Below are 21,984 nucleotides of genomic sequence, written 5' to 3' on the forward strand. Positions count from 1 at the left end.
ACGAACGCCACTACGCAGGCCGGCCAACGCCGTGGAGAATTTTCCCGCCACCGTTCGCATCCTCCAGGGCCATCTGCTCGGCTGCGGCATCGATTTTCGCCATCAGCGCATCGAGATCGTCGGTGTTCCAGCCGGAGTGTCCTCCGACCGGTTGCGGATTGCGCACCATCAGCGCCACCGCGTTCATCAGCGCCGCCCATGGATCGATCTTGGCGTCGCCGGCGTTCTGCTTGGTGGCGCGGATCGCGGTCGCAGTCGGCTCGATCTTGACGTTGCCGACGCACCAATCCATCTGTGCCGACTTCGCGTGGCGCATCGACAGATCGGCCTTGCGCTGATCCTCCGGCACGCATCCATTCTCGAGGCGGCGCTCCGCCGTCTTGATCGATGTCATCATGCCGAAGCCTTGGGGCGCGCCGACCAGCAGGCCGTTCTCGACCGTGATCTCGATCGCGGCGAGCGCCTCGACCATCTCGCCGAGCCCGGCCGGATCGACCGAGACACCGCCGAGCAGGCCGCGGTCCTTGATGATCCTGATCAGCTCGACGATGTCGGCGACGTCCTCGCCAGCGTGCTCGCAGATCGTCAGCTCTCCGGCGGCCTTGAAGTCCTCGAGCCGCGAGGCGATCGACTGCCGACGCTCCAGCACGCTCTTGTGACACCAGGCGCGCGCCCAGGCGAGCCACTCTTTCGTCACCCTGTGGCGGCCCAGGAAGGCGCCGCCGTAGAGGTCATCGAGGCCGCCGCCGTCGAGGCCCGCGACGATCACGTCGCAGACCTCCAGGAGCAGCTCAAAGGTGATCGTCTCGTCTTCCGAGCCGGCCCAGAACTCGGCGCCGGCCCAGGCATCGGTCTTCAGGCCGATGCCGATCTCGATGTTGAGGTGCTGCGAGGCCCAGACGCGGATGGCCTTCTCACCCTTTGCCTTCTCCGTCTCCCAGTCCGGCACCAGCGTTGACAGGTGCACCGAACGGCCGAGGTTCGGCATCACCATGTGCCAGTTCGCCGGATCCTGCCACTTCGCCGGATTCTTGGCGATGTCGTCAGGGAATTCGTAGAGGACCGGCAGCATCGCGCGGATGGTCTTGCCGCGATAATGGCCGTCGCGGATCTTGCGGGCCATCATCAGTTCGTCCTTGAACGCGCCGGCGGGCGCGTCGTCGGACTGCGTCGTCGTCATCAGGAACAGGCCTTCGGGCGTCTTGTCGAGACCGCCACGGACCTGGCGCAGCACCTTGGTGGTGTGGACGTTGCGGCCGAGCAGATGGAGCTCGTCGAGCAGCGCGAAGATCAGGATGCCGCCGGTGAGGATGTTGAGGTCGAAGGTCTTGACCCGCATCTCGGCATCGTTCGACAGGTCGACGATCGTCTTCAGATGCTCCTTGGCGGCGAACCGGCTCTTCAGCACCGGCGAGAGGTTGATCATGCCGACCGCCTGCTCATAGGCACGGTCGGAGATGGATTGCGTCGGGCCGATGAAGACGCCCTCGGCGCGCGGGCGCTTGTTCATGAGCATCAGGGTCAGCGCGAGACCAGCGCCATAGGACGTCTTCGACGATCCCTTCGGCGCGAGCGCCAGGATGTCCCTGATGTAGCGGACCTGCGTGGCCGGATCCCAGGAGCCGAACGCCGCGCGGACGATGTCGCGAAACCAAGGGCCGGCCGCCTCGCCGAGCCGCGGCGTACCGGGAACGTCCGGCAGCTGCAGTTCGTCGAAGATCGCGAGGCCCATCTCGGCCTCGCTGTCGATCAGCGGCAGGTCAGGGACCAGCGACCGGCCGTCGCGCAGGCGATCCGCCCAGTCGACGCAGCTCAGGTCCCACATCAGTTAGGACGGCCGCCGCCCTGGCGCTGCGCGATCAGGTCACCGAGGGCCGAGCCGCGATCCGGGTTCTGCGCGGCGGCGATCGCCGCTTCCTTCTTGCCGAGCTTCGGCTGCTTGGCTTGCTTCGCTGGCTTGCCGCTCGACGGCTGGGCGGCGTGGCCGTACAGCATCAGGTCGTTGCGATCGAGCATCGCGCGGAATTCCTTGATGGCGCCGACGTTGCCTTCCTGCACCTGCTCCCACAGCTTCATGAATAGCCCGGTGGTCAGCCGGTCACGTGCGACGGCCCGATAATGCAGCTCGGAAAAATAATGCTTCCGCAGCGTCGGCACCGTAATGAACAACGCCGCGGCGATCCGTCCGTTGCCCCATCCGAGCGCAACTAACATGCTGACACGATTCCGATTTTGCTGCGTCGGAATGTGTCCGGGGCGCCCGCGCTCGCCCCAGTTGGCCGGCACCGGGTCGCCGAACAGGTCAAAAACTTCGCCCATGAAGAAAAAAATCCCCGAATGAGGAAACGTGCGGTTGGTAAAGCGGGGGATGGGAGGAATTTAACCCCCTACCCCCTTCGCGCGCGTCGGGCCTCGATGCCCTTCTTGGTGTTGTGAGCGACGCAGAGGCATTGGCCGTTGGCGTCATCGTAGAGGGCACCGCCGTCCGCGCGCTCGATGATATGGTCTGCGACCATGCGCTGGCCCGTTGCGCGCGACGCCTCGCAGCGTCGGCTATCCTCGATCCGTTCGCAGCGCCAGCCTGCGCGACGACACACGCGCTCGGCCCAGGCCCGGTGCTCCGACGTCAGCAGCTCCGGATCCGCACGCTTTGGAGCGACGGCGACGGTTCGGCCGTCGCCCTTCGGCACCAGCGGTGAAAGCTTCCTGATCCGCACCATCACCAAACGACAACGCCGCCGGCGCAGGGTGCCGGTGGCGTTGTGTCCTGATCACTCCGACGAGGTCGAGGGAACTGACCGCTTCCCAGTGGTTCGGCGCCCTCACATAAGCGAAAGCCCCGGACGATGCCGGGGCTCTCGGTACATAGTACGGGATTGATGAAGCGCGCTTTTCGCTTCAGTCCGCCACCCCGGAGACCACGCTACCCACAAGCGGCTGCTGCGACGGGAGGCTCAGCGCAGCCATCAGTGTCTGATTCCGTGTTTCGGAGTCAACACTGTTGATCCCGTCCTGAAAGGCGTCCCAGGTGCGCCACACAAGTTTCTCGCGGCGATGCCTGGCACGCCGCCCCTTGTGGCTCCTGCCCTTCTTGTCGCCATAGATCGCCCGCTCCAGCGCCTCCTCGCTGATCGGCCGCTCGTAGTTCTCGCACACCCTGATCCTGTCGATGACGTGATCGGGCACGGTGAGCGGAATGGTCTGGTCGCCTGCAGCGGTGATGGTCCTGATGCGCGCCACGCCGGGCACGCTCATGATCCGCTTCCAGTGCCGTTCGATCCCCCAAACGAACACGAAGATCAGGCTGGTGAACATCAACCTGGTGACCTCGACCTTGCGGCCGCGCCGGATGATGGTCTGCTGCGTCTCGGGCACGTAGATGCCGAACCGGCGCGCCACGAGATGAGCCGCGACCGTCCGCTCCTCGTTGGGATAGGTCTCGATCAGGTGCCAGGTGGCCGAGAGACCCACCGCCATGTCAGCCATCCGCGGATCGACGGGGTCAACGATCCCGACGATCTGCCCCCTGACGATCTCCCCGGTCGCCGCGCGCACGTCCTTCAGATTGTCCTTGCTCATCGTCAGCATCTTTCCCTGCTCCTGCTGCCTCACGTAAAATCCGCCGCATCCTGCTCGGTCATCGCCACCTGGGGCGGACCGGTCGCGGTGTAGACCTTGCCCGTCGCAGACGGCGGGAACGGCCATGGCGCGCGGCTACCTTCGCGGAAGCGGCGTCGCACCACGCCCTCGGCGAAGTAGTTGCGCAGCAGGCCTTCCCACGCGCCGGCGCCGCTGCGGTCGAGCGTCACCCACGCGTCCTGTGCCGGCAGCCCGGCGAGCGCTGCGAGCTGCGGCGTCACCGGATGCTTGCGGTAGAACACCGCGCCGTCCTTGCAGTAGGCTCTGCGGAACAACTCGCTGCAGCCGGCGAGTTCATGCAGCGCCTCGATCGCTCTGGCCTCGACGCTGTTGCGCTCGTAGCGCTCCGGCACGGCCGCCTTGGCCTCCGGCTGGTCCAGCAAGGTCCAGCGTCTTTCCTCGAGATAGCGCCAGCCGGCCGGAACGCCCTTGCGCTTCAGCCGTTCGAGCGTGGCGAGGAACGGCCCGATCGCAGCGAGCGCTTTTTCCTGCTCGGCTTCGCTCAGCGCTTCCGCCGCAAACGCCGTGCGCTGACGATCGTCGGCGGCCGCGGTCGGCCATCGCGCCTCGAAGGCGGCGAGAAACCTTGCATTGCGATCTCGCGCGCGTGCCTCTCTCTCACGTTCAAGAAGGGGTCGTTCTAAGGGGTCGTTCTTGGTGCCCACGTATGTGTGGGCACCCGTGCCCACACATGGCTGGGCACCCGGGTGCCCGTCTGGCTGGGCAGGGGTGCCCACCGGTGGGCACCCCCCCTCCTCACTTGCGGTCTCTGCATGGCTCGTTTCGACGTCAGCCTCATCGTCATCAGCGGTTGACACCTCGTCGTCGCGATCGAGCACCACGCGATACATGTAGCTCGCCGAAGGCTGGCCGGCCTCGCTGCTCCATGGCGGCCGCTTCTTCTCGACCCATCCCGCTTCGACCAGCCGCTCCAGCGAGCGCTGCACCGAGGCGCGGCCGCAATTCAACTCCGCGGCCATCCTGACCTGGCTGCGCCTGCACCAGCCGGCCCTGTCGGTGTGGCAGCCGAGCAGGTTGAGCACGTGCAGGTCGCGCGGCTCCAGCGAGCGATCGAAGATCGCGCCGGCCGGGATGATGGAAAGTCGAGGGCGGCCCACGGTGCACCTGTCTGCCGGCAGTGCCGGCCTGTTGAAAAGTCTGATAGCGGGACGGCCCTAGAAGCCGTCGCTCACACGACGCGACGCAATACGCACGACATGACGTCCTGCGATCGGACGAAGTTGCGTCCGCTAGCGCGGCCCGCTGCAGCCGCGCCGGTCGAGCGCTGATTAGCCTGGCGACGGATCGCCGAACGCGGCGGCAGTCAGGCTCATCTGCGCGGCAGCACGCGCCCGCGCGATCCGCTGCTGGTCGGCCGCACCAGGCGCCTCGGCGCGGGTCTGCGCGTTCAGCCCGAAGCCGGGGCTGAACTCGGCCATGCGCGATCGCGCCGCGATCTCCGAACGGATGAAAAGGATGGCGATCGCGTTGTAGACCGTGGCCTTGACGTGATTGGGCGCATCCTCGCCGTAGGGATCGACGACGCAATCCCGCCAGAACGAGAAGGAAGTCCCCATGTCGCGCCGCGACCACATGCCCTGCAGCACCTTGTCATCCTGCAACGGAAGCCAGCGCACCTCGATCAGCGAAACAATGTCGGCCGCCATGCGCACTATCGCGCCCCCTCGACAATTACCGTGCGACGCGGCAAACTCAGCACATTATGACAAGAAGCTCTTTGCCCGTTCGCCCTTTGCGCCGCCCACGGCATCACCGCTCGGACTTGCCTGCGAGCCCAACGAACGGCCCATCCGATCCAAAGCGGTTTTTCGCAGCCGAGTGGTGGACCGTATACGGCACGTTCGCGCTGGCATTGCTTGCGCTTGCAGCTTGGCTCGAATCCAAGCACGCGTCTGAGATATTCCAGGGACAACTTATTGAGGCGCGAACGCAAACGGGCTCGGTCGCCTTGCAGCTCGATGAAATTCGTAAGCAGTCCCAGGCTGCCCTTGCCCAATTGGAAGAAGCTAGAAAGCAGTCGAAGGCCGCTCAGGATCAGACTCAGCTTGCACGCAACACACAGCGACCGTGGATTGCCGTCGAGGAGATGCCCGCTGCAGTCTGCCCGGTCAAACCGACCGCCTACGGCTGTGCGATGAAGCTGTCCGTCACACTGCGGAACATCGGACCTACCCCCGCATTCTCTGTGATTGCCTATGCGGCTGGTTGGGTAAGCAAGATCGATCGCATGAACGAAGTCGAAAACGCTGTCGCCGTGCAAACGCAGGTCTGCAGCCACGTTGAGCGGGGCGAACAATGGTTGACGTTTGCTGAAGCGACTCCGGCGGAGAATGGCAGGACGCTTTTTCCCAACCAAGCAGACAAGCGCGAACTGCAGATACCTCACTACACGTTCGCAGCTCCAGGCAGCGGCGCAAAAGTAGTTGTTCTTGGTTGCGTTCAGTACTCTTTCGACGAGAGCCCGCACGTGACAAATTTTGCTTTCGAAGTGCGCGAAGCGCCGGATGGGAGCGGACTTAATCTCACGCCGCTCGCGGTTCCTCAGCTTTGGGTCGCCAACTAACTTGGTGAGTGAGATCATCACAACATCCCCAGGGCCTGCATGTACGTCTCGAGGATGCTTTCCTCTTCCTGGCGCTCGCTCGGATCCTGCTTGCGCATCCGGATGATCGTGCGCAGCGCCTTGACATCGAAGCCGTTGCCCTTGCTCTCGGCGTAGACGTCCTTGATGTCCTCGGAGATCGCCTTCTTCTCCTCCTCCAGCCGCTCGATGCGCTCGATGATCGACCTGAGCTGATCGAGCGCGAAGCGCGTCGACGGCGCATCCTTCTGGCCGTCAATGCCGGTGTTGCTGCTCACGTCCGCCTTCCCCCTGTTGCGCCGGACGATCTCGGCCGTGCGCTCTCGAAACTGTTGCTCGGTCATCGTCACAGGCGGGTGGCCGGGGACGCTCAGCGTGATCGTGCTCTCGCTCATCGCTGCTCGCTCACGATCGGCGTGATGGTGAAGCCGCCCTGTTTCAGCGAGCTCAGAATCTGCTCGACGACGAGATCGTCAGGACTGACGATGCGGCCTGGTGTCCATTGCGTGACCGTCAGCACCATCGCGATGATCTCGGACGGCAGCACGGTCGGCTCCGCCGTCGGCTTGCGCAGGATGGTGGCGAGATCGTCGATCAAGTATTGGCGGATCGCGGACCTGCGGCTCATGGCACGACCTCCGGATTGCCGAGCACGTGCATCACCAGCGCGGCGGAGCCGGCGATGCCGAGCTTGCGGAAGATGTCCCAGCGATGGGTTTCGACGGTTCGCGCGCTCATGCCGAGCCGCCGGCCGATCTCCTTGCAGGTACCGCCCCTGATGATCTCGAGGCAGACGTCACGCTCCCGCGGCGACAGCGCCGGGCAGCGCTCGCGAATGCTGATGGGCGCGGCTTCGCCGGCAGTCTCCTGTTCACGGCTCATGCGGCCCCCTCCATCATGTCGTCGCCGGCCGACGTGTTTGCCTTGTCGAACGCCATCAGGTCGAACAGGTCGGGCGTCGCCATCTGCTCCTCGGCGAGGCGCAGATAGTGCACGCCGTCCATGAAGTAGCTGGCCGACAGCTCGGTTGCGGTGCCCCGGCGCTTCTTCAACAGCGCGCGATAGGGCACGGTCATCAGCCCGCCGAACGGATCGAACACCAGCTCGCCCTCGTTCGAGAAGCGCTCGATCAGCCGGTCGACGATGTCGAACTGCAGCGGGCACAGGTGCATCTCCGCGCCCTTGCGCTGCTGCAGCATGTTGAGGGTGCGCATGCGGTTGACGTCGTGCCAGACGGCGTCATGGTGCGAGCCCGGCGCGATCGCCATGAAGGTCGCCGGCAGCGTGCCCTGCCGCTCCAGCGCCTCGCCGATGCGGACATGCGCCTCGTAGTCGTACACCCTGTCAGCCGAGATCTTCGCGAACAGCCGGGCATGATCGGCGGCCTCGAGATGGGCGAACTCGGCGGTCGACAGCAGCCGGTTGCCGGAGGAGCGCCAGAACGCGTGGGCATCGAGCTGCCAGCGCGCCCGTGTGTAGCTCTCCTTGTCCTTGGTCACCGGCACGTCGGCATAGCCGCGGCTGCGGTCGCTCTGGCGCCTGCGGAACAGCAGCACGTATTCCGGGCAGCCGACGCCCATCTTGGTGCCGTCCTTGGCGCATTCGGTCCAGCCGAGCCGATAGGTCTGGTTGTTCTCGCGGACGACGTCGGTGACGACCGTGATCATGCCCATGAACTGCAGGCCGTGGGCCCGATAGTGCATGATCGCCTCGGCATGGAACGGCGAGATCGTCGGCACGCCCTCGCCGGTGACGGCGCCGAACAGCACGCGGTCCTTGACATGGATGCAGGCGAGCCGACCGGGCTTCAGCATCCGCGCCAGCTCGCAGGTGAGGAAATCCATCTGCGACCAAAAATGGCCGTTGTCGTCGGTGTGGCCGAAGTCGCGATAGCTCGGCGAATATTCGTAGTGGTTGGAGAACGGGATCGAGGTCACGATCAGGTCGACCGAGGCCTCCGGCCAGGCCTGGCACTCGGCGACCGCGTCATTGTTGATCGCAAGCCAGCCCTTGCCCTCGATCTCCACCCGCTGCACGCCGATCGCGCGCAGCAGCGCGTCACGCAAAGGCAGCGTGTTGAGGCCGTGGGCGCGGATGATCTCGCTCATGCGCGCCCGCATCTCGGCGTCCAGCGCCCACTTCGCCTCCAGCGCGGCGCGGCCGGCCCTCTCGTCCTCGGCGTAGATGATGTCGACGATCACTTGGCGGGTCTGGCCGAACCGCAACAGACGGTGCAGTGCCTGGATGAAATCGTTGAACTTGTAGCCGAAGCCCGGCAGCGCCACGAAGATCATGCGGTGGCAGTGATACTGGAAGTTGGAGCCGGATCCGCTCAAGGTCGGCTTGGTGCCGAAATACTTGGTGCGCCCCTCCTCGAAATCGGCGAGCAGGACCTCGCGCTCGTCGATTCCCATGCCCGAGCCGGTGATCGTGACCACCTCCGGCAGCGCCTGCTCGATCGCCTCGCGCTCGGCCTCGAGGTCGTGCCACAGCAGGAAATGCGCGTCGGGATCGCTGTCGATGATCTCCATCATCTTGGCGATCCGCGCCGGCAATGAATCGCGCCGCGCCTTGGCCGCGCCCTGCAGCGACACGGCGACGTCGCGGAACATGACGCCCTGCCCATCGCGCTCCGGCTCGGCGCGGGAATGATCCGCCGGCACCTCGTGCCAGCGCAGGTCGAGCGGCGGCAGCTCGTATCCCTCGTCGGAATGGCCGAGCTCGCTGGGCTTCTGCAGGAAGGCGGCCCAGGAGTGCACCCACATCCAGAATTCGTCTTCCTTGTGCGGGTAGAGCGTGAGGTCGCCGGCCTTCTCACTGTTGCGCTGGAAAAACCGTGTCAGCGCGAGCCCCGTATCCATCACACCGAGGAAGCCGGCATAGTGGATCAGCTCCTTGTAGCGGTTCGGCGACGGCGTCGCGGTCGCCACCAGCTTGAACGGCACTTTTGCGAACAGCGGCAGGAATTCCTGGAACGTCTTCGAGCCGTAGCTGCGCAGCACGCTGGCCTCGTCCAGGCTGACGGCCCCGAAGGCGTTCGGGTCGAGCTTGCCCTCGCGGATGCTCTCGTAGTTGGTCAGGAAGTGGCGGACGCCGTCGCAATAGAGGTCGTCGAGCTCCGCCGTGGTGCGGATGAAGCGCACATCCATGCCGAGATTGAGCGCCTCCTTGATGAAGCCGTGGCGCACGCCGAGCGGCACCACCGACAAGGTCGGCTGCCCGGTGTGGCGGGCGAGCTGCCGGCACCATTCCAGCTGCATCGCGGTCTTGTGCAGCCCGAAGCTGGCAAAGATCGCCGCGCAGCCGAGCCGCAGCGCCCAGACGGTGAGGTCCTTGCAATGCGGCTTCAGATACGGATGCAGCGCTTCCCGCGGCACCTCGATGCCCCGCAGCGGCGCGACGACGATCTTGTCCTCGAGGAAGCGGTCATAAGACGGCCAGTCGATCGCGAGATCATCGACGTCCTCAGCGTCAGCGCGGGCCATGATGCCGGCGAGGTAGTCATCGCCTTCGCATCCGTCTTCGCTTGCGCAAATTTGCGCAGGCTTCGCCGAGACAGGAATTTGCGCAGCCGCATCGGCATCTGACGGGCCGGGCGAGGCGTCATCCTCGCATTGTGAGATCCGTCCGGGCGCCAAAGAGCCGTCATCATCGGACATCCTACGCGCCGGTCCGTCGCTGGCTAAACCAGCGCCAGCGCTTCCCCCTTCATCGCAGGCCGTTTGCGTCGCCGCCGAGGCGGACGGTACGGGGCACGGCCCGTCAGAATTCTTGACCAGACCAAGCCGCTGTCGCGTCTCCTGCAGATCGAAGAGCGGCTTTAGCGCTTCAACGCGCTCCGAGCCCAACTGCGTCGGATTGAAGCCGCGCGATCGATCCTTGGGATCGATCGCAAAGATCAGTCCCCGAGCCACCAGATCGTGAGCGACGATGTCGTCGAGTGGAAGCTGCCAGGCGACCGACCACAGCCCATCCCAATCGATCTGTTCGGCCACCGACGGCTGGCACGCCGCCGCAATAGCTTCTGACGGGCCGGGCGCTACGCCGGCTGGGGCTCGGTCAGTGGAGAGCGTGTTCTCATGTTTCCGATCCACGCCGCCGCCAGAGCTCTGAATCCCGGTTGAGCCGAACTCACCCGCGTGGCACACGAGCAGGTCCGGCTCTGTCAACGCGGCCTTGGCTGACTCCGGAATGTCGGCGGCTTTGGGGTGCGCGTCCGCCTTCCGTCGCCTGCCAGGCTTTGCAGCCGAGTTGGTGGCCCCATCCTCCGCGCTCAGTTCGATCTTTCCATTTTCGACGCCGGCCACGATCGGCGCGCCGCTGACCTTCTGTTTGGCTGCCGAGATGCGCGCGCCATCGCCTGGCTTGATCGGCACGCCACGGCCGTCGACCATCGGGCCATCACCATGCCGGCGCCAGTGCGCCTCGATCGCTGCGTTCATCCGGACGAAATCGTTCGAACCGAACTTGATGACGTGGCTGCACCCGCAGGTGCCGATCGAGACGATCCGTCCATCATCAATCGCCGTGGTCATCGAGAAGATATGCTTGGCCGGAAACTGCCGACGCTTGGCATGTGCCTCGGCCAGATGCCGCACGACCGGGTCGCGGGTCAGCTGCTCGGCATCATCGCCGGTGAACATCCAACAGTCAGGTTTCTCCTCCGCGGCGTCTTGGCCGGGCTTAAGCCGGCTATCCATCGGCTTGAGCGACAACGCCCAGTCGATCACCCGGCCGCCGAACCCCTCGGTCCAGTGCGTGCCCTGCCCCTCACTGTTGCGCATGTATTTTCGCGCGCGCCGGATCATGGCGGCGATCGCGGCCCGCAGCGCCGCGCCGCGGCTGGCAAACTGCGGCCTCGTTACATGGAACGACGGCGGCGACGCCAGCCAGGTGCCCCCATCAAGCGCGAGCACGCAGATCCGCGTCGCAGGCGAGCGATACCGCATGTTTTCATGCTCGAAGATCTCGCCCTGCTCCGGCAGGAAGAACTCCCCGCCCCGGCCGAGCGGCGGTTCGCCGGCGGCGGAGCGGAGGATGGGGTCGCAGATGGTCTTTGCAGCCGTCATATGCTAAGGCTCGGCACGTTGAGGAGGACGGCTCGATGGCACCAATCAAGGGCGCGCAGGAATGCCTTGAGGACCTGATCCGAAGCGTTCGCCCTCCAGGGGGCGTCGCGATCGTGTTGCGAGAAGCGAAGCCAGCCAAAAGCGGCGATCCGAACTGGATTGCCGCGACGGGCATACTGTCTGCCGACAAAATGATGCTTTATCAGAACGCCGTCGCTGAACTTCGGCGGCAGCATCCAACCCTCGACTGGGACGGAATTACGATACGAGACGGTGAATGGAGACGCGTGGCGCTCTGGTCTTCTGAAGTGCTTGATTAGTTCGGGATGGCTGAAAAGCACCGTCATTCCGCCGCCTCCATGATCTCGGCCCGAAGCGACGCGTCGCGACTGGAGTAATGCAACCTGGTCAAATGGAACGATGGCGGCGAGGCCAGCCAGGCGGCCGTCATCGAGCGCGAGCCCGCCGAGCCGCGTCGCCGGCGAGCGATAGCGCATGTTCTCATGTTCGAAGATCTCGCCCTGCTCGGGCAGGAAGAACTCGCCGCCCCGGCCGAGCGGCGGCCCGGCGGTAGTACCGAGGATGGGAATTGTGAGGACATCCGCTGACGTCATGCGGCGGACCTCTCGACAATGCCAGCGTGCACGGGCATTTTTCGCCTATGCCCAATCAGCGCTATGACGTTCTGGCCATTGCCCTGCTCATGTTCACGGTCGTTTTCGCCGTATGGCTTGGGCTCTTGGGACCTATTGACGTATCTAAGCTGAAGGAGTGGCAGACGGTGATGGCCGCCATCATCGCGCCAACGCTTGCACTGGTCCCGGCTACGATCGCCTACAAGGGCGCGATGGCCAAAGTTGATCACGACCGCGAGGAGGCAGAGCGTCGACGACGAAATGAGCAGCTCGGCTTGTTCTTGCGGCTTCGAGCAGCCGTAAAGCAGACGCTGTCGGATGCAAATAAAGCCGCCTACCTCATAGACGAAAGGCTCCCGACCGATTTTCGACTGCAGACGAGCATCAGGGTCATCCCCGATCAGATCGCAATTGCCTATCCGCCAGAAATCAAAGAGGCCTGGGCCAATTTGCATCTTATGCCTTCGACCGCTGTGGTGCCCCTCGAAACGCTGAAGCGGATTATTCCCATAATCGAGGGCGCGCTGTCGCGATGCGCAAACGACAGCTGGACTATTAACTTTCCGGGAGCTCTGATCGGCTCGACGTACAATCGAGTTGCTGATGACTTTTTGCGCCTCCACTCGGCGAGGTGCAGGCCAGTTCAAGCCGCATGCAAGTTCATCCTGGATGCTCTCGAAGATGAGATCCCTCGGCTGCAAAACCGCTTTCAAGATGCCCGTTGAAGCGCCTTTCATTCCGCCGCCTCCATCACCTCGACCCGCCGCGCCGCCAGCTCCGGCTTGTAGTTTTCGCTGACCAGCGCCTTCGCGACCGGCGGCGAGACGCTGTTGCCGCATTTGCTGATCTGCTCGGTCTTCGAAATCGGCGAGCCGTCCGGCCGGCGATCGATGACGTAGCCGGCCGGAAAGCCTTGCGCGGCGAACAGCTCCCGCGGGGTGAACATGCGCATGCCGAGATCAGTGATCACGACCTCGACGCCGGCGATCGTCAGCGTGACAAACTCACGCTCGTCCCAGGCGCCATGCGCGCGCAGGAAGTCCGCAACCTTTCGGGCGCGTGCGGCATGCGCCGCGGTGAACGGGGGCAGCTCGAGCAGCGCCTGCGCCAGGCCGAAGCGGGCCTTGGTGGTCGCCGTGTGCAGCGGCCCCCCGAGATCAGGATCCTGGTCGGCGCCGTAGTATTTCTGCAAGTAAGCCGCGACCACGGCATGATGCTGGCCCTCGGCGGTCACGGCGCGCGCTGGCATCGACGGGTCGCCCTCGCCGCCGCCGGAACCGTACTGATGCGACAGGCTCGCCAGCATCAGCGACTGCGTCGAGCCCTTCGCCTCCACTGTCGACAGCGGCTCGCGCACGTCGTGGCCGGGCTCGGCGTAGTTGTTCTGCGCCAGGAACGCCGCGGCGACCGTCATGTGCGCGCCGCCGGCGGTGATGGTATGCGTAGGCCTGTCGGCGCCCTGCTGCGGCTTGTCGGCATTGCGCATCACCGACAGATGCACGGCCGCGACCTGGTTCTGGTCCTTGCGCGACGCCGTCACCGTGTGCAGCGGCGCGTCCGCAGGCCTGCTGCGGCCGCCCTGCTGCGCGTGGCTGATCAGCGGCACCACCAGCGCTTTCTCGCCGCGATGCGCCCCAGTCAGCGTTGCGATCGGCTCGCTTATGCCCTGCGCCCGCGCCCCGCCCTGGTGGGTCAGGCTCACGATGAACGGCTCGGCCGCGTCGAGGACGTAGCGCTTCACGCCCTTGGCGAGGCGGGCCATCGTCGCCGGCTGCAGCGGACGGTTGGCGCGCAGGCCGAGCTTGTCGCGGATCTCCTCGGTGCTGTCGAAGATCGACGGGCATGGCAGCGACCAGTCGATGATCTCGGCCGCCGCGCGCCACGGCTCGAGCTCGCCCGACCGCACCGCCTCCGACGCCGGATCGCCGTGCGAAGGCCGCGGCCAGACGATCGGCCGGCCATCGCGGCGCGCGATCAGGAACAGCCGCCTGCGGATCGTCGGCGCGCCGTAGTCGCAGGCGCGCAGCTCGCGCCAGGCGACGGCGTAGCCGAGCCGCTCGAACTGCGCGACCCAGCGCGCAAACGTCTCGCCCTTGCGGAGAGGGCACGGCTGGTCGTCATCGCCGAGCGGCCCCCAATCCTGGAACTCCTCGACATTCTCCAGGATGATGACGCGCGGCGAAACGACGTTGGCCCAGTGCACCACGACCCAGGCAAGGCCGCGGATGTTCTTGTTGCGCGGCTTGCCGCCCTTCGCCTTGGAGAAGTGCTTGCAGTCCGGCGAGGCCCAGAGGAGCCCGACCGGCCGGCCGCCCGTCGCCTGCTTCGGGTCGACCTTCCAGATGTCGCTGGTGAGGTGCACGGTCGCGGGATGGTTGACCGCGTGCATCGCCAGCGCTACCGCATCGTGATTGATCGCGACCGCCGGCGAGCGCCCGAGCGCCTGCTCCATGCCGGTCGACGCCCCGCCGCCCCCGGCGAAGTCGTCGACCTCGATCTCTTCCTCGAGATCGGGGTTGAACGCAGCGCTGCCGCCAACGCCCGAGACATCGCCGTAGAGGTTGTCGAGCGAGAGCGTGCGCATCAGACCACCACCAACTGCCGGCCGATGCCGCGCTGGTTGCGGATCTCCAGGCCGAGCGTCTTCAGCCTCTTGAGATCGGCGATCACCATCTCCAGCGACGCCGTGCCGCCGGCCGGGTTCTTGTCCCACAGCCGCTGGATCAGGAAGTCATCGCCGACGCAGTTCGGCATCACCCGCGCCAGCGCCGCAACCAGGCGCGCGCCGCGGGGCGAGACGGAAAGGCTCGCGCCATTGCGCGTGACGCTCTCGTGGCCCTCCGCGAGGTTGATTGTCAGCTCGGGGAATTCGACCATCTGCGCGGCCGCGGGCGGCTTGGCGGTGGCAGGTTTTGAGGGGGTTGCCTCGACAGCGGGATTCGCCGAGAGACACCCCTCACCCGCCGACGCGCCGCGCGCGTCGTCACCCTCTCCCGCAGGGGGAGAGGGAAGACTGGCACCGCCGTCGCCGCGAGCATCATCACCCAGGGCAGGCAGCGTGAGAACGGCAGCCCCCTCCACCAGCGCGACGGCGCAGGGCTTCCGTTTGTGCTGGCGGGCGCCGAAGGAGACGACGTGCCCGAGCGAGACGAGCCGCGCGCCGTCGCGCTGGCGGGCCTGCGACGAAAAGCTGCCGGTCGTATCGGGCCACAGCTTGATCTTGTCGTTCTCGGCATCGACCGCGACGCGGTAGGTCTCCGCATCGCCAAAGCCGCTGCGCGCCAGGAAGTCCGCGCGCAGCACGATGGTGCAGCACGGCTTTCCCCCGCCACGCGGCGAGAACGACACGGTGACCTCGGGCTTCAGCGTGCCCGCGCCCTTGCGCTTCTCGATCTCGATGAAGCTCACAATCCCCTCCCCCGCTTGCGGTCGCGATCGAACTTCTCGCCCTCGGCCACGATCAGCGCGAATGCGCGCACCAGATCGCGGCGCCGGCCGGCCGGCTTCCACCACTCGCCGGGCCAAGGCCAGTCATGCGGCGGCGTCGTTGACGAGGTGCCGGCATAGAGCGCGTACATCGCCCCGGCGCGGCCCAGCTCGCCCGGCGGATAACGATCGTCATGCTCGATCGAAAAGCCTTCCTGCTCGATCTGGCGGAAGCGCTCGGCGATCCCGGCCTGCACGAACGGCGACAGCGGCCGGCGGATATGCAGCGCCTCGAAGAGGCGCCGGAGCACGTATTGCCGCGCCAGCGAGGCGACGGTCATGACGGCGGCAAAGGCCAGGTTGACCGTGAACGGCACGGGATGGCCGAGCAGCGGCGGCAGCACGAGCCATTGCAGCAGCAGCGAGAGGCCAAAACCCGTTGCGGTCGAGGCGACAGTCTCGATCGCGGACATCATGCGGGATTGCTTCATGATGCCGCCTCGCCGTTCAGCATCGCGTGCCAGGCGCGCAGATGGTCGCGTTTCCGCCCCACGCGCATGCGGACACGCTCTTCATCAAGACCGAAATGTTCGGTCACGAGTCTGATGTTGGCGATGACATCTGCGATCTCGTCTTCGAGCCATTCGCGGTTCAGCTTGCCGGTCACCGGCTCGCGCTCATCGATGCCCTGGATGACGCAACGCGCCGCGGCGCTGCCGCATTCGTTGAGCTCCTCGATCAGCTTGCCGAGGTGCTTCAGATCGATCGGCCGACGCATCGGCTGCCAGGGATTCAGGACTGGTGACTGTTCATCGCTCACGCCCGCCTCCCCTCGATGACGTCCATGCCCCAGGCGTCGAAATCGCAGAGGCCGGCGCGCTGTGGCGTCGCCTCATAGACGTCATGCAGTGCGCGGCTGCGCAGGATCTCGGCCTTGCGCGCGACGCCGTCGGCATCCGGCCTGGGCACCAGGCGGTTCGGACCGTGGATGTGTTCGGTCATGCCGCCTGCTCCTCATCGGTGTCGGAGTTCGGAGCCGGCGCCTTCGCCGATGCCTCCGGCATCGGCGGGGCCTCATTCCCCCACGCAATCCAGCCTGGCCGCGCGCGCCGCGCGTTCAGCTCGATCTTCGGCAAGGTCGGGAAATACGCCTCGATGATCTCGTACTGGGCGTCCGGCTTGGCCGAATGCTCGCCGCGCGGCGCGTCGATGACGGAGCGGAATTGCGTGCCCATCGCCGGTGCAGGCACCTTGCCGCGCACGCCAATCAGCAGCACCTCATGCGCATCGCGCACCCAATAGCCGGTGCCGATGCCGGGCTTCACCCAGACGAACTGCGTGACGTAGGTGAAGCCCTGCAGCTCCATCACGCGCAGGCCGATGTGAACGAAGCATGCCGGCACCCACATGAAGTGGACGCAATCGTCGGCGGCGACCGACATCCGCTCGCGCTGGCGGTCGACGATCGCCTCCGCGGTGTCGCACTCGGCGGCGGTGAGGTAATGGTTCGCCGCATGGCGATCCATCCCGGTTGCATCGCTGTAGACCTCGAAGTGCCACTCGAAATCCGACAACACCACGCCGGCCTTGACGACCGGCAGGGTCGCGATGCGCCCGCCGAGCTCGCGTTCCTTGGCGGCGCGCTTCTCGCGCTTGGCGGCCTGGTCCTCGGCGCGGACCTCCTTGGCGATCGCGCGCACCTGCTTCTTGGCCTCCGGCGTCAGCTTGCCCTCGGCATCGCGCGGCAGCTCGGCGAGCAAGGCGGCCTGCTCGTCCTTCGGCCGCGCCGCGATCTCGGCTGCGGCCGAGACCGCGACCGTGCCGGCCTCGACGGCGGCGATGATCTCCGGCACCGCCTCGTCGCGCACCTTCTCGGCGCTCTGCACCAGGCGGCGGCTGACGTTGAGCGTCGCCGCCGCCTCGCTCTGCGAGATGTCGACGCGGGCCGCAGGCGGCGGCGCGACCGGCGCCAGCAGGTCGGGCGCGCCTTGCGCAGATCTGCGCAGGCTGTGCTGGTTGTCGCCGAGCCTGAGCGTGGCGAGCTTGGCCGCGACCATCGCGCGCTGGCTCTCGTTGAGATGCCGCCGCTTCAGGTTCTTCGAGATCACCCAGTTGAGTGCGGCGCGATCGTCGCCCTCGAAGATCTCGGTGCTCACGCCGAGCCGCTTCAGCGCGCAGGCCGCATAGCGGTTGCGGCCGTCGAGGATCATCCCCTTGTGCAGCTTGACCGTCTCGGCCTGGCCGTTGGCCGCGATGTCGGAGGCCAGCTCGGCGAGCTCCGCCTCCGACAGCATCGGAAACAGGTTGGCGAACGGATGCGGCCTGAGCGGCGCGTGGCCCGGCGCGAGGAACATCAGCACCCCCTCAGAACGGAATCTCCGCCAGCCCCGGCGCCGCGTGCTCCGGCAGCGACGCGAGCAGCTGGCGCAGGACCTGGTCGAGCGGCGGAACGAAGGCGCGCACCTGGCGATTGGCGGCGTTCTGCCGTGGCGTCGCCCAGCGCAGATTGGCGCGGCGATTGTCCAGCGCATTGCCGTTGATGTGGTCGACGTGATGGCACGCCATGAAGCGGGCTGAGCGCGGCTCGGCCCGCATCATGATCTCGCGATGCATCCGCACCGTCGCGCGGTCCGGCCCGGTGTTTCGCTTGGCGTAGCGCTTCCACTTGCCGCGGGCGCCGCCATGCCAGACGTTCCAGGTCCATTGCGACAGAAAGGCGTGGTCCTGCGCATCGACCAAGGTCCAGATATCCTCGCGCGCCGACAGCAGGATCTTGCGCCAAGGCGTCGCAGACAGATCGAACGGCGTGCCCGACAGATCGAGCGCCGCGGCGGCTTCGATCGGACTGAAAGCGATGCTCATCAGCGGGCGCCGCCATCACAGCACCCCGTCCATGTGCTCGAAGCGCATGCGGTCCGGCGACGGCGCAGGAGAGAACGGTTCGGGCTCCACGCCCGGATGCATCGCATGCGCGTTGTCCCAAAGCAGCACGCCGACCGCGGCGAGCGCCAATGCGCCGATTGCCAGCCAGTAGAACGTCTCCATGCCCCCTGCCCCCCGTGCCCTGTTAGTTTCCCGTGACGCCGAGCGCCGTCGCGCCGGTGACCCGCGCAAAAACCCCTTGAAATGCAGGACCGGATTCGCTTTTCCACAGCCGTGCACAGGTGGGACGAACGGCGGCCAGCGCCCGCGCCGAAGCAGATATCCACAGGCGCAAAAATCGGCCTGCGCGGCGCCCCTGACCGGCTAGACGGCTGTCGCGATGCGTGGCTACGGTCCGGGTCATGACAGAGCACCTTCCTTACCAGGCGACGCCGGCGGCTCGGGCCGATAGCCAACGCCGACGAAATCGTTCGGCGTCACCAGCCCGTCGCTCTCCACGAAGATCACGCGCATGGTGTCCTGATCGGGTTCGCGCTCGCCGGCGCGATAGCGCCGCACCGCCTCCGCCGTCCTGCCGATGCGCGGGGCAAAGGCGGGGTTGGTCAGCTTGCGCATGATCATCCAGTCGTCGAATCGCATGGCGACAGTTCAACACCAGTTTGGGGTTGATTCGCAAGCGTCGTACACCGACGTGGTGTTTGCCGTTCACACCAATTTGGGGCCAGCTGGCCCGATGAAAGGCAAATTTCCCAACGGACTACCGGACGCCATGGCTCGGATGGCCGAGCTGAGCCAGGCGAAGCTCGCCAAGGCGGCCGGCACCAGCCAGCAGCAGATCAGCAAGCTCTACAATGGCGAGCGGGAGATGACGGCCTATTGGGCCGAAAAACTTGCGCCCGTACTCCTGACCACGCCCGAGCTGCTCGTCTTCCCCAATCTGAGGTCAACGCGTGCCCCGCTGTTGTCTTGGGGCAGCGCCGGAAGGCTCGTCGCCCAGGAAGGCGTGCGAAAGTCCGATGTCCGCAAATATGTTCATCTCGCCGACCTGCCAAAGGGTGACTGGGTCATCCTGGAGGTGGCCGGGGATTCGATGGATCGGGTCGCCCCGGAGGGGAGCTATATCTGCCTCAATCTCGCCGATCAGCGGCTCGCCAATGAGAAGTTCTACGTCTTCGCTAACGCCGACGGCGAGGCGACATTCAAGCGTTACCGGTCCGGCAATCCACCGCGCCTGCAACCCTATTCGACCAACCCGGACCATGAGACGCTGCCGATGGTCGATGGCATGGTTTGCCTGGGCCGCGTCGGCCGCGTGATCCACGACCTGCTCTGAGGCACGCCATGCTCGATCGCGCAACGCAGGCCATCCGCAACTGGGTCGTCGGCGCATTCCGCAAGGCGATCGAGAGCAGCACGCGGGCGGATGATAGGACCGCCATCATCCAGTGGCTGCAGCAATCGCGCGACGTACTGGCCTCGGACCGCACGCAGCTGCATAAAAGCCGCGAATTGTCGGCGATGATCGACTCCCGCGCCGTGCTTCGCGGCGTCGCCGGCAGCGTCACCGCCACCGTGCGCAACTATCGGCACGCGTCGCTGCCGCTGCCTGTCAAGATCGCCATTCCGGCGACGCTCGCGCTCTCGCCGGTGCTCGGCGGCCAAGCAGTCGGTATCGCCGCGCTCGGCGGTGCGATCGGCCTGCCGGCGCTGCTGCTGGTCTTCATCGGTGCATCCGGCGTCACCGCCATCATCGAAGCGCTCGCGCGCAATCCCGACGCGCGATCCGATATCGCCGGCATCGTCGGCGCGATCATCGCCGATGAGCGGCTGCGCCGCGCCAGCGCTGCGTTCAAGGCGACCATGCGTGCGCAGCCGGCGACGCCTGAGTTCTCCGCCGACATGAGCGATCTCGCCGCATCCTTGCTCGCAATGACACCGTTCGCGTTCGAGCGGCACGTGATGAGCTTCTTCGAAGCCGCCGGCCTGCAGGCATGGGTAACACCGCAATCCAACGACTTCGGGATGGACGGTGGCGCGCTGCATCCGAACGGTTTGATTGTTGTGCAATGCAAGCGCAACGCGCCGGACAACAAGGTCGGACGCCCCGTCGTGCAGCAGTTCAAGGGCGTCATCGAGGAGCAAGGCGCCTATCGTGGCTATGTCGTCACCACCTCGGCGTTCAGCGAAGAGGCCATCCAATCGGCCGGAATGACCGACAGGATCGTGCTGATCGGCATGGCCGATCTGGTGACATGGCACCATTCAAATCCAACCTTTGATTGATACACCAATATGGTGTTGACATAACCCCAAATTGGGGTAGAGTTCTCCCATCACCACGGGAGACCTGACATGGCCCAAGCCCAGATCGACCAGCAGATGCAGCGCCTGATGCAGGCGGAGGCCGAGGGCAAGATCACCCCGGCCGAATTCGAGGCCCACTTGGACGCGCTGAGGAAGGAGATCGGGGCCTGAGGCCCCGGTCACCTCTCCCGCTCATCCCGCCCCGGGGGCTTGCCATGACCGACCGCATCCAGACCGCGCTGGACCTGATCGCAAAGCTGCTCGGCGCCGATGCGCTCGACCACGCCGCGCATGTCGAGGCCTTCCGCGACGCGCGGCTGCGCGCGCTTGATGACGCGCCGGCGCTCGACTGGCCCGGCCTCGTCATCACCCTGCCCGCCCGCGCGAGCGCTTCCTGAACCTCCAAGACTGGCGGCCGGGTTTTCTCCCAGGACAGCTCGGCCGCCGCCTTTTTCGAGGGGATTGTCATGTCCGCCTTCTCGTCTTCATTTTCGATCGACGCCGCACGCGCATGGAAACAGCGCCGCGAAGCGATGGTTGCGCAGATGGCGCAACGCCTGATCGACGCCGGCGCCATCAACGACAGGCCTGCCGCATTCGATTGCCTGATCGGCCACGGCTACGGCCGCCACGCCGATCTGCTGCTCGATCAGGCCATCTCCGCCGCGCAGCTCGCCGCTGTCGCCACGGCCATGCAGAAGCCGCCGATGCGTCCGATCGCCATCATCCCGCTGATCGACGGCTCGCTCAGCTCGCCGCCTTCCGCCGATGGATTCACCGCCGCCAAGATCGAGATCATGGCGCAGGACCTGGTGCAGGCCGGCGCGCTCGGCTGCGAGCAGCAGGCGATCCTGACCCTGTCGAACCGCGGCCACGGCCACCGCGACATTGGCCGCCTGGTCGCCCGCGCGCGAGCGCGCGCGCGCGAGCTGCACGCCGCCGCGCCGAAGAGGATCAGCCGATGATCGGCCGCCTCTGCCTGGCGTTCGCCGCCGCCTGCACCGTGCTGCTGCTCGGCGCCGTCATGATGGCGACCATTATTCCGGAGCACCCAACCGAACGTCCGCCCTGCACGCGCGGCTCGATTGCCGCCCTGCTCACCGACTGCCGCAGCAACTGATCGGGAGCCGCGCTGATGGCCCGGGGCACACGCTTCAATCACCTCCGCCTGCTCGAACTCAGCCCCTTCGAGCGTGGCCCGCGCGGCGGCTGGCGCTTCGGCGCCAAGCGCATCTCCGATGCGGTCGTCGACCGCCTCGTCGCCAGCCGCCGCGCCGAGATCCGGAACGGCCGGGTGATCCCGGTCAGTCCATCCACGACTGACGGAGGCGCCATGGCCCCATGACGAGGAGGGAGAGGCCGGATGGCTCGCTCCCGCAGATCATTTCCACACGGAAATCCCGTCGCCCTCGACGCCCACCGCAGC

General features: G+C 66.2%; 29 protein-coding genes. 9 read left to right on the forward strand and 20 right to left on the reverse strand.

The window, feature by feature from the left end:
- Positions 1-10: 10 nt before the first annotated feature.
- From ACQR03_RS06675 to ACQR03_RS06700, 6 genes are all read right to left on the reverse strand, one after another.
- A complete protein-coding gene (locus ACQR03_RS06675) occupies positions 11-1,825 on the reverse strand; it encodes a terminase large subunit (RefSeq protein ID WP_434841109.1) in 1,815 nt (604 codons plus the stop codon).
- Complete coding sequence (locus ACQR03_RS06680) at positions 1,825-2,319, reverse strand: hypothetical protein (RefSeq protein ID WP_434841110.1); 495 nt, start codon at positions 2,317-2,319, stop codon at positions 1,825-1,827. Before ACQR03_RS06680 ends, ACQR03_RS06675 begins: the two co-directional genes overlap by 1 nt.
- A 68-nt stretch (positions 2,320-2,387) precedes the next feature.
- Entirely contained in the window at positions 2,388-2,720 is a 333-nt protein-coding gene (locus ACQR03_RS06685; protein ID WP_434841208.1) for an HNH endonuclease, read from the reverse strand.
- Between the two features lie 178 nt (positions 2,721-2,898).
- Entirely contained in the window at positions 2,899-3,588 is a 690-nt protein-coding gene (gene nusG / locus ACQR03_RS06690) for a transcription termination/antitermination protein NusG (RefSeq protein WP_434841111.1), read from the reverse strand.
- 20 nt (positions 3,589-3,608) lie between these two features.
- Entirely contained in the window at positions 3,609-4,757 is a 1,149-nt protein-coding gene (locus ACQR03_RS06695; protein WP_434841112.1) for a hypothetical protein, read from the reverse strand.
- Positions 4,758-4,928: 171 nt separating this feature from the next.
- Positions 4,929-5,306 carry a hypothetical protein gene (locus tag ACQR03_RS06700; protein WP_434841113.1) on the reverse strand — a complete coding sequence of 126 codons (378 nt, stop codon included), beginning with the start codon at positions 5,304-5,306 and terminating at the stop codon, positions 4,929-4,931.
- A 116-nt stretch (positions 5,307-5,422) separates the two neighbouring features.
- Here ACQR03_RS06700 and ACQR03_RS06705 point away from each other — a divergent pair, with 116 nt between their 5' ends.
- Positions 5,423-6,223: a hypothetical protein gene (locus ACQR03_RS06705; protein WP_434841114.1), complete on the forward strand. Its 801-nt coding sequence runs from the start codon at positions 5,423-5,425 to the stop codon at positions 6,221-6,223.
- A gap of 17 nt (positions 6,224-6,240) precedes the next feature.
- Here ACQR03_RS06705 and ACQR03_RS06710 read toward each other — a convergent pair whose 3' ends face one another.
- The 5 genes from ACQR03_RS06710 to ACQR03_RS06730 all read right to left on the reverse strand — a co-directional run bounded on the left by ACQR03_RS06710 (position 6,241) and on the right by ACQR03_RS06730 (position 11,924).
- A complete protein-coding gene (locus tag ACQR03_RS06710; RefSeq protein WP_434841209.1) occupies positions 6,241-6,501 on the reverse strand; it encodes a DUF2312 domain-containing protein in 261 nt (86 codons plus the stop codon).
- A gap of 131 nt (positions 6,502-6,632) precedes the next feature.
- Positions 6,633-6,869 (reverse strand): hypothetical protein, encoded by a 237-nt coding sequence (locus ACQR03_RS06715; RefSeq protein ID WP_434841115.1) that lies wholly within the window; start codon positions 6,867-6,869, stop codon positions 6,633-6,635.
- A complete protein-coding gene (locus tag ACQR03_RS06720) occupies positions 6,866-7,123 on the reverse strand; it encodes a LuxR C-terminal-related transcriptional regulator (protein WP_434841116.1) in 258 nt (85 codons plus the stop codon). Before ACQR03_RS06720 ends, ACQR03_RS06715 begins: the two co-directional genes overlap by 4 nt.
- Positions 7,120-11,310 carry a DNA methyltransferase gene (locus ACQR03_RS06725; protein WP_434841117.1) on the reverse strand — a complete coding sequence of 1,397 codons (4,191 nt, stop codon included), beginning with the start codon at positions 11,308-11,310 and terminating at the stop codon, positions 7,120-7,122. Before ACQR03_RS06725 ends, ACQR03_RS06720 begins: the two co-directional genes overlap by 4 nt.
- Positions 11,307-11,924 (reverse strand): hypothetical protein, encoded by a 618-nt coding sequence (locus ACQR03_RS06730; RefSeq protein WP_434841118.1) that lies wholly within the window; start codon positions 11,922-11,924, stop codon positions 11,307-11,309. Before ACQR03_RS06730 ends, ACQR03_RS06725 begins: the two co-directional genes overlap by 4 nt.
- A gap of 47 nt (positions 11,925-11,971) precedes the next feature.
- Here ACQR03_RS06730 and ACQR03_RS06735 point away from each other — a divergent pair, with 47 nt between their 5' ends.
- Positions 11,972-12,670 (forward strand): hypothetical protein, encoded by a 699-nt coding sequence (locus tag ACQR03_RS06735; protein WP_434841119.1) that lies wholly within the window; start codon positions 11,972-11,974, stop codon positions 12,668-12,670.
- 8 nt (positions 12,671-12,678) lie between these two features.
- On the opposite strand, the gene ACQR03_RS06740 is transcribed toward ACQR03_RS06735, so the two are convergent.
- The 9 genes from ACQR03_RS06740 to ACQR03_RS06780 all read right to left on the reverse strand — a co-directional run bounded on the left by ACQR03_RS06740 (position 12,679) and on the right by ACQR03_RS06780 (position 18,869).
- The gene (locus ACQR03_RS06740) at positions 12,679-14,529 is read right to left on the reverse strand and encodes a DNA cytosine methyltransferase (protein ID WP_434841120.1); all 1,851 of its coding nucleotides are present in this window, start codon (positions 14,527-14,529) and stop codon (positions 12,679-12,681) included.
- Positions 14,529-15,353 carry a hypothetical protein gene (locus tag ACQR03_RS06745; RefSeq protein ID WP_434841121.1) on the reverse strand — a complete coding sequence of 275 codons (825 nt, stop codon included), beginning with the start codon at positions 15,351-15,353 and terminating at the stop codon, positions 14,529-14,531. Before ACQR03_RS06745 ends, ACQR03_RS06740 begins: the two co-directional genes overlap by 1 nt.
- Positions 15,350-15,862 carry a DUF7220 family protein gene (locus ACQR03_RS06750; RefSeq protein WP_434841122.1) on the reverse strand — a complete coding sequence of 171 codons (513 nt, stop codon included), beginning with the start codon at positions 15,860-15,862 and terminating at the stop codon, positions 15,350-15,352. Before ACQR03_RS06750 ends, ACQR03_RS06745 begins: the two co-directional genes overlap by 4 nt.
- Complete coding sequence (locus ACQR03_RS06755) at positions 15,859-16,191, reverse strand: hypothetical protein (protein ID WP_434841123.1); 333 nt, start codon at positions 16,189-16,191, stop codon at positions 15,859-15,861. The genes ACQR03_RS06750 and ACQR03_RS06755 overlap by 4 nt, the downstream gene beginning before the upstream one ends.
- Positions 16,188-16,373 (reverse strand): hypothetical protein, encoded by a 186-nt coding sequence (locus ACQR03_RS06760; protein ID WP_434841124.1) that lies wholly within the window; start codon positions 16,371-16,373, stop codon positions 16,188-16,190. The genes ACQR03_RS06755 and ACQR03_RS06760 overlap by 4 nt, the downstream gene beginning before the upstream one ends.
- On the reverse strand, positions 16,370-17,725 hold the full coding sequence (locus ACQR03_RS06765) for an MT-A70 family methyltransferase (protein WP_434841125.1): 1,356 nt from the start codon (positions 17,723-17,725) through the stop codon (positions 16,370-16,372). Before ACQR03_RS06765 ends, ACQR03_RS06760 begins: the two co-directional genes overlap by 4 nt.
- Before the next feature lie 10 nt (positions 17,726-17,735).
- Entirely contained in the window at positions 17,736-18,233 is a 498-nt protein-coding gene (locus ACQR03_RS06770) for an HNH endonuclease (protein WP_434841126.1), read from the reverse strand.
- Between the two features lie 15 nt (positions 18,234-18,248).
- The gene (locus ACQR03_RS06775; protein WP_434841127.1) at positions 18,249-18,416 is read right to left on the reverse strand and encodes a hypothetical protein; all 168 of its coding nucleotides are present in this window, start codon (positions 18,414-18,416) and stop codon (positions 18,249-18,251) included.
- A gap of 237 nt (positions 18,417-18,653) precedes the next feature.
- The gene (locus ACQR03_RS06780; RefSeq protein WP_434841128.1) at positions 18,654-18,869 is read right to left on the reverse strand and encodes a helix-turn-helix domain-containing protein; all 216 of its coding nucleotides are present in this window, start codon (positions 18,867-18,869) and stop codon (positions 18,654-18,656) included.
- On the opposite strand from ACQR03_RS06780, the gene ACQR03_RS06785 reads away from it, so the two are divergent.
- The 7 genes from ACQR03_RS06785 (at position 18,868) to ACQR03_RS06815 (ending at position 21,903) form a co-directional block, all read left to right on the forward strand.
- Positions 18,868-19,587 carry a LexA family protein gene (locus ACQR03_RS06785; protein WP_434841210.1) on the forward strand — a complete coding sequence of 240 codons (720 nt, stop codon included), beginning with the start codon at positions 18,868-18,870 and terminating at the stop codon, positions 19,585-19,587. The two genes, ACQR03_RS06780 and ACQR03_RS06785, sit on opposite strands and share 2 nt — an antisense overlap.
- Positions 19,588-19,595: 8 nt before the next feature.
- Positions 19,596-20,537 (forward strand): restriction endonuclease, encoded by a 942-nt coding sequence (locus tag ACQR03_RS06790; RefSeq protein ID WP_434841129.1) that lies wholly within the window; start codon positions 19,596-19,598, stop codon positions 20,535-20,537.
- Between the two features lie 69 nt (positions 20,538-20,606).
- Complete coding sequence (locus tag ACQR03_RS06795; RefSeq protein WP_434841130.1) at positions 20,607-20,729, forward strand: hypothetical protein; 123 nt, start codon at positions 20,607-20,609, stop codon at positions 20,727-20,729.
- A 44-nt stretch (positions 20,730-20,773) separates the two neighbouring features.
- Complete coding sequence (locus ACQR03_RS06800) at positions 20,774-20,956, forward strand: hypothetical protein (RefSeq protein WP_434841131.1); 183 nt, start codon at positions 20,774-20,776, stop codon at positions 20,954-20,956.
- Positions 20,957-21,025: 69 nt separating this feature from the next.
- Complete coding sequence (locus tag ACQR03_RS06805; protein WP_434841132.1) at positions 21,026-21,523, forward strand: hypothetical protein; 498 nt, start codon at positions 21,026-21,028, stop codon at positions 21,521-21,523.
- Entirely contained in the window at positions 21,520-21,678 is a 159-nt protein-coding gene (locus ACQR03_RS06810) for a hypothetical protein (protein ID WP_434841133.1), read from the forward strand. Before ACQR03_RS06805 ends, ACQR03_RS06810 begins: the two co-directional genes overlap by 4 nt.
- Positions 21,679-21,693: 15 nt before the next feature.
- Positions 21,694-21,903 carry a hypothetical protein gene (locus ACQR03_RS06815; protein WP_434841134.1) on the forward strand — a complete coding sequence of 70 codons (210 nt, stop codon included), beginning with the start codon at positions 21,694-21,696 and terminating at the stop codon, positions 21,901-21,903.
- Positions 21,904-21,984 lie beyond the last annotated feature (81 nt).

This window comes from Bradyrhizobium sp. HKCCYLS3070 (assembly GCF_051167575.1).
In the GTDB taxonomy this organism is placed as follows: domain Bacteria; phylum Pseudomonadota; class Alphaproteobacteria; order Rhizobiales; family Xanthobacteraceae; genus Bradyrhizobium.

Coding starts and splice junctions, on each gene's coding strand:
- ACQR03_RS06760 (WP_434841124.1), bottom strand. CDS start 16,373: ATGACCGAACACATCCACGGTCCGAACCGCCTGGTGCCCAGGCCGGAT.
- ACQR03_RS06730 (WP_434841118.1), bottom strand. CDS start 11,924: ATGACGTCAGCGGATGTCCTCACAATTCCCATCCTCGGTACTACCGCC.
- ACQR03_RS06775 (WP_434841127.1), bottom strand. CDS start 18,416: ATGGAGACGTTCTACTGGCTGGCAATCGGCGCATTGGCGCTCGCCGCG.
- ACQR03_RS06785 (WP_434841210.1), top strand. CDS start 18,868: ATGATCATCCAGTCGTCGAATCGCATGGCGACAGTTCAACACCAGTTT.
- ACQR03_RS06810 (WP_434841133.1), top strand. CDS start 21,520: ATGATCGGCCGCCTCTGCCTGGCGTTCGCCGCCGCCTGCACCGTGCTG.
- ACQR03_RS06725 (WP_434841117.1), bottom strand. CDS start 11,310: ATGACGGCTGCAAAGACCATCTGCGACCCCATCCTCCGCTCCGCCGCC.
- ACQR03_RS06795 (WP_434841130.1), top strand. CDS start 20,607: ATGGCCCAAGCCCAGATCGACCAGCAGATGCAGCGCCTGATGCAGGCG.
- ACQR03_RS06790 (WP_434841129.1), top strand. CDS start 19,596: ATGCTCGATCGCGCAACGCAGGCCATCCGCAACTGGGTCGTCGGCGCA.
- ACQR03_RS06720 (WP_434841116.1), bottom strand. CDS start 7,123: ATGAGCCGTGAACAGGAGACTGCCGGCGAAGCCGCGCCCATCAGCATT.
- ACQR03_RS06780 (WP_434841128.1), bottom strand. CDS start 18,869: ATGCGCAAGCTGACCAACCCCGCCTTTGCCCCGCGCATCGGCAGGACG.
- nusG (WP_434841111.1), bottom strand. CDS start 3,588: ATGCTGACGATGAGCAAGGACAATCTGAAGGACGTGCGCGCGGCGACC.
- ACQR03_RS06735 (WP_434841119.1), top strand. CDS start 11,972: ATGCCCAATCAGCGCTATGACGTTCTGGCCATTGCCCTGCTCATGTTC.
- ACQR03_RS06765 (WP_434841125.1), bottom strand. CDS start 17,725: ATGTTCCTCGCGCCGGGCCACGCGCCGCTCAGGCCGCATCCGTTCGCC.
- ACQR03_RS06815 (WP_434841134.1), top strand. CDS start 21,694: ATGGCCCGGGGCACACGCTTCAATCACCTCCGCCTGCTCGAACTCAGC.
- ACQR03_RS06770 (WP_434841126.1), bottom strand. CDS start 18,233: ATGAGCATCGCTTTCAGTCCGATCGAAGCCGCCGCGGCGCTCGATCTG.
- ACQR03_RS06715 (WP_434841115.1), bottom strand. CDS start 6,869: ATGAGCCGCAGGTCCGCGATCCGCCAATACTTGATCGACGATCTCGCC.
- ACQR03_RS06805 (WP_434841132.1), top strand. CDS start 21,026: ATGTCCGCCTTCTCGTCTTCATTTTCGATCGACGCCGCACGCGCATGG.
- ACQR03_RS06750 (WP_434841122.1), bottom strand. CDS start 15,862: ATGAAGCAATCCCGCATGATGTCCGCGATCGAGACTGTCGCCTCGACC.
- ACQR03_RS06680 (WP_434841110.1), bottom strand. CDS start 2,319: ATGGGCGAAGTTTTTGACCTGTTCGGCGACCCGGTGCCGGCCAACTGG.
- ACQR03_RS06675 (WP_434841109.1), bottom strand. CDS start 1,825: ATGTGGGACCTGAGCTGCGTCGACTGGGCGGATCGCCTGCGCGACGGC.
- ACQR03_RS06800 (WP_434841131.1), top strand. CDS start 20,774: ATGACCGACCGCATCCAGACCGCGCTGGACCTGATCGCAAAGCTGCTC.
- ACQR03_RS06685 (WP_434841208.1), bottom strand. CDS start 2,720: ATGGTGCGGATCAGGAAGCTTTCACCGCTGGTGCCGAAGGGCGACGGC.
- ACQR03_RS06740 (WP_434841120.1), bottom strand. CDS start 14,529: ATGCGCACGCTCTCGCTCGACAACCTCTACGGCGATGTCTCGGGCGTT.
- ACQR03_RS06700 (WP_434841113.1), bottom strand. CDS start 5,306: ATGGCGGCCGACATTGTTTCGCTGATCGAGGTGCGCTGGCTTCCGTTG.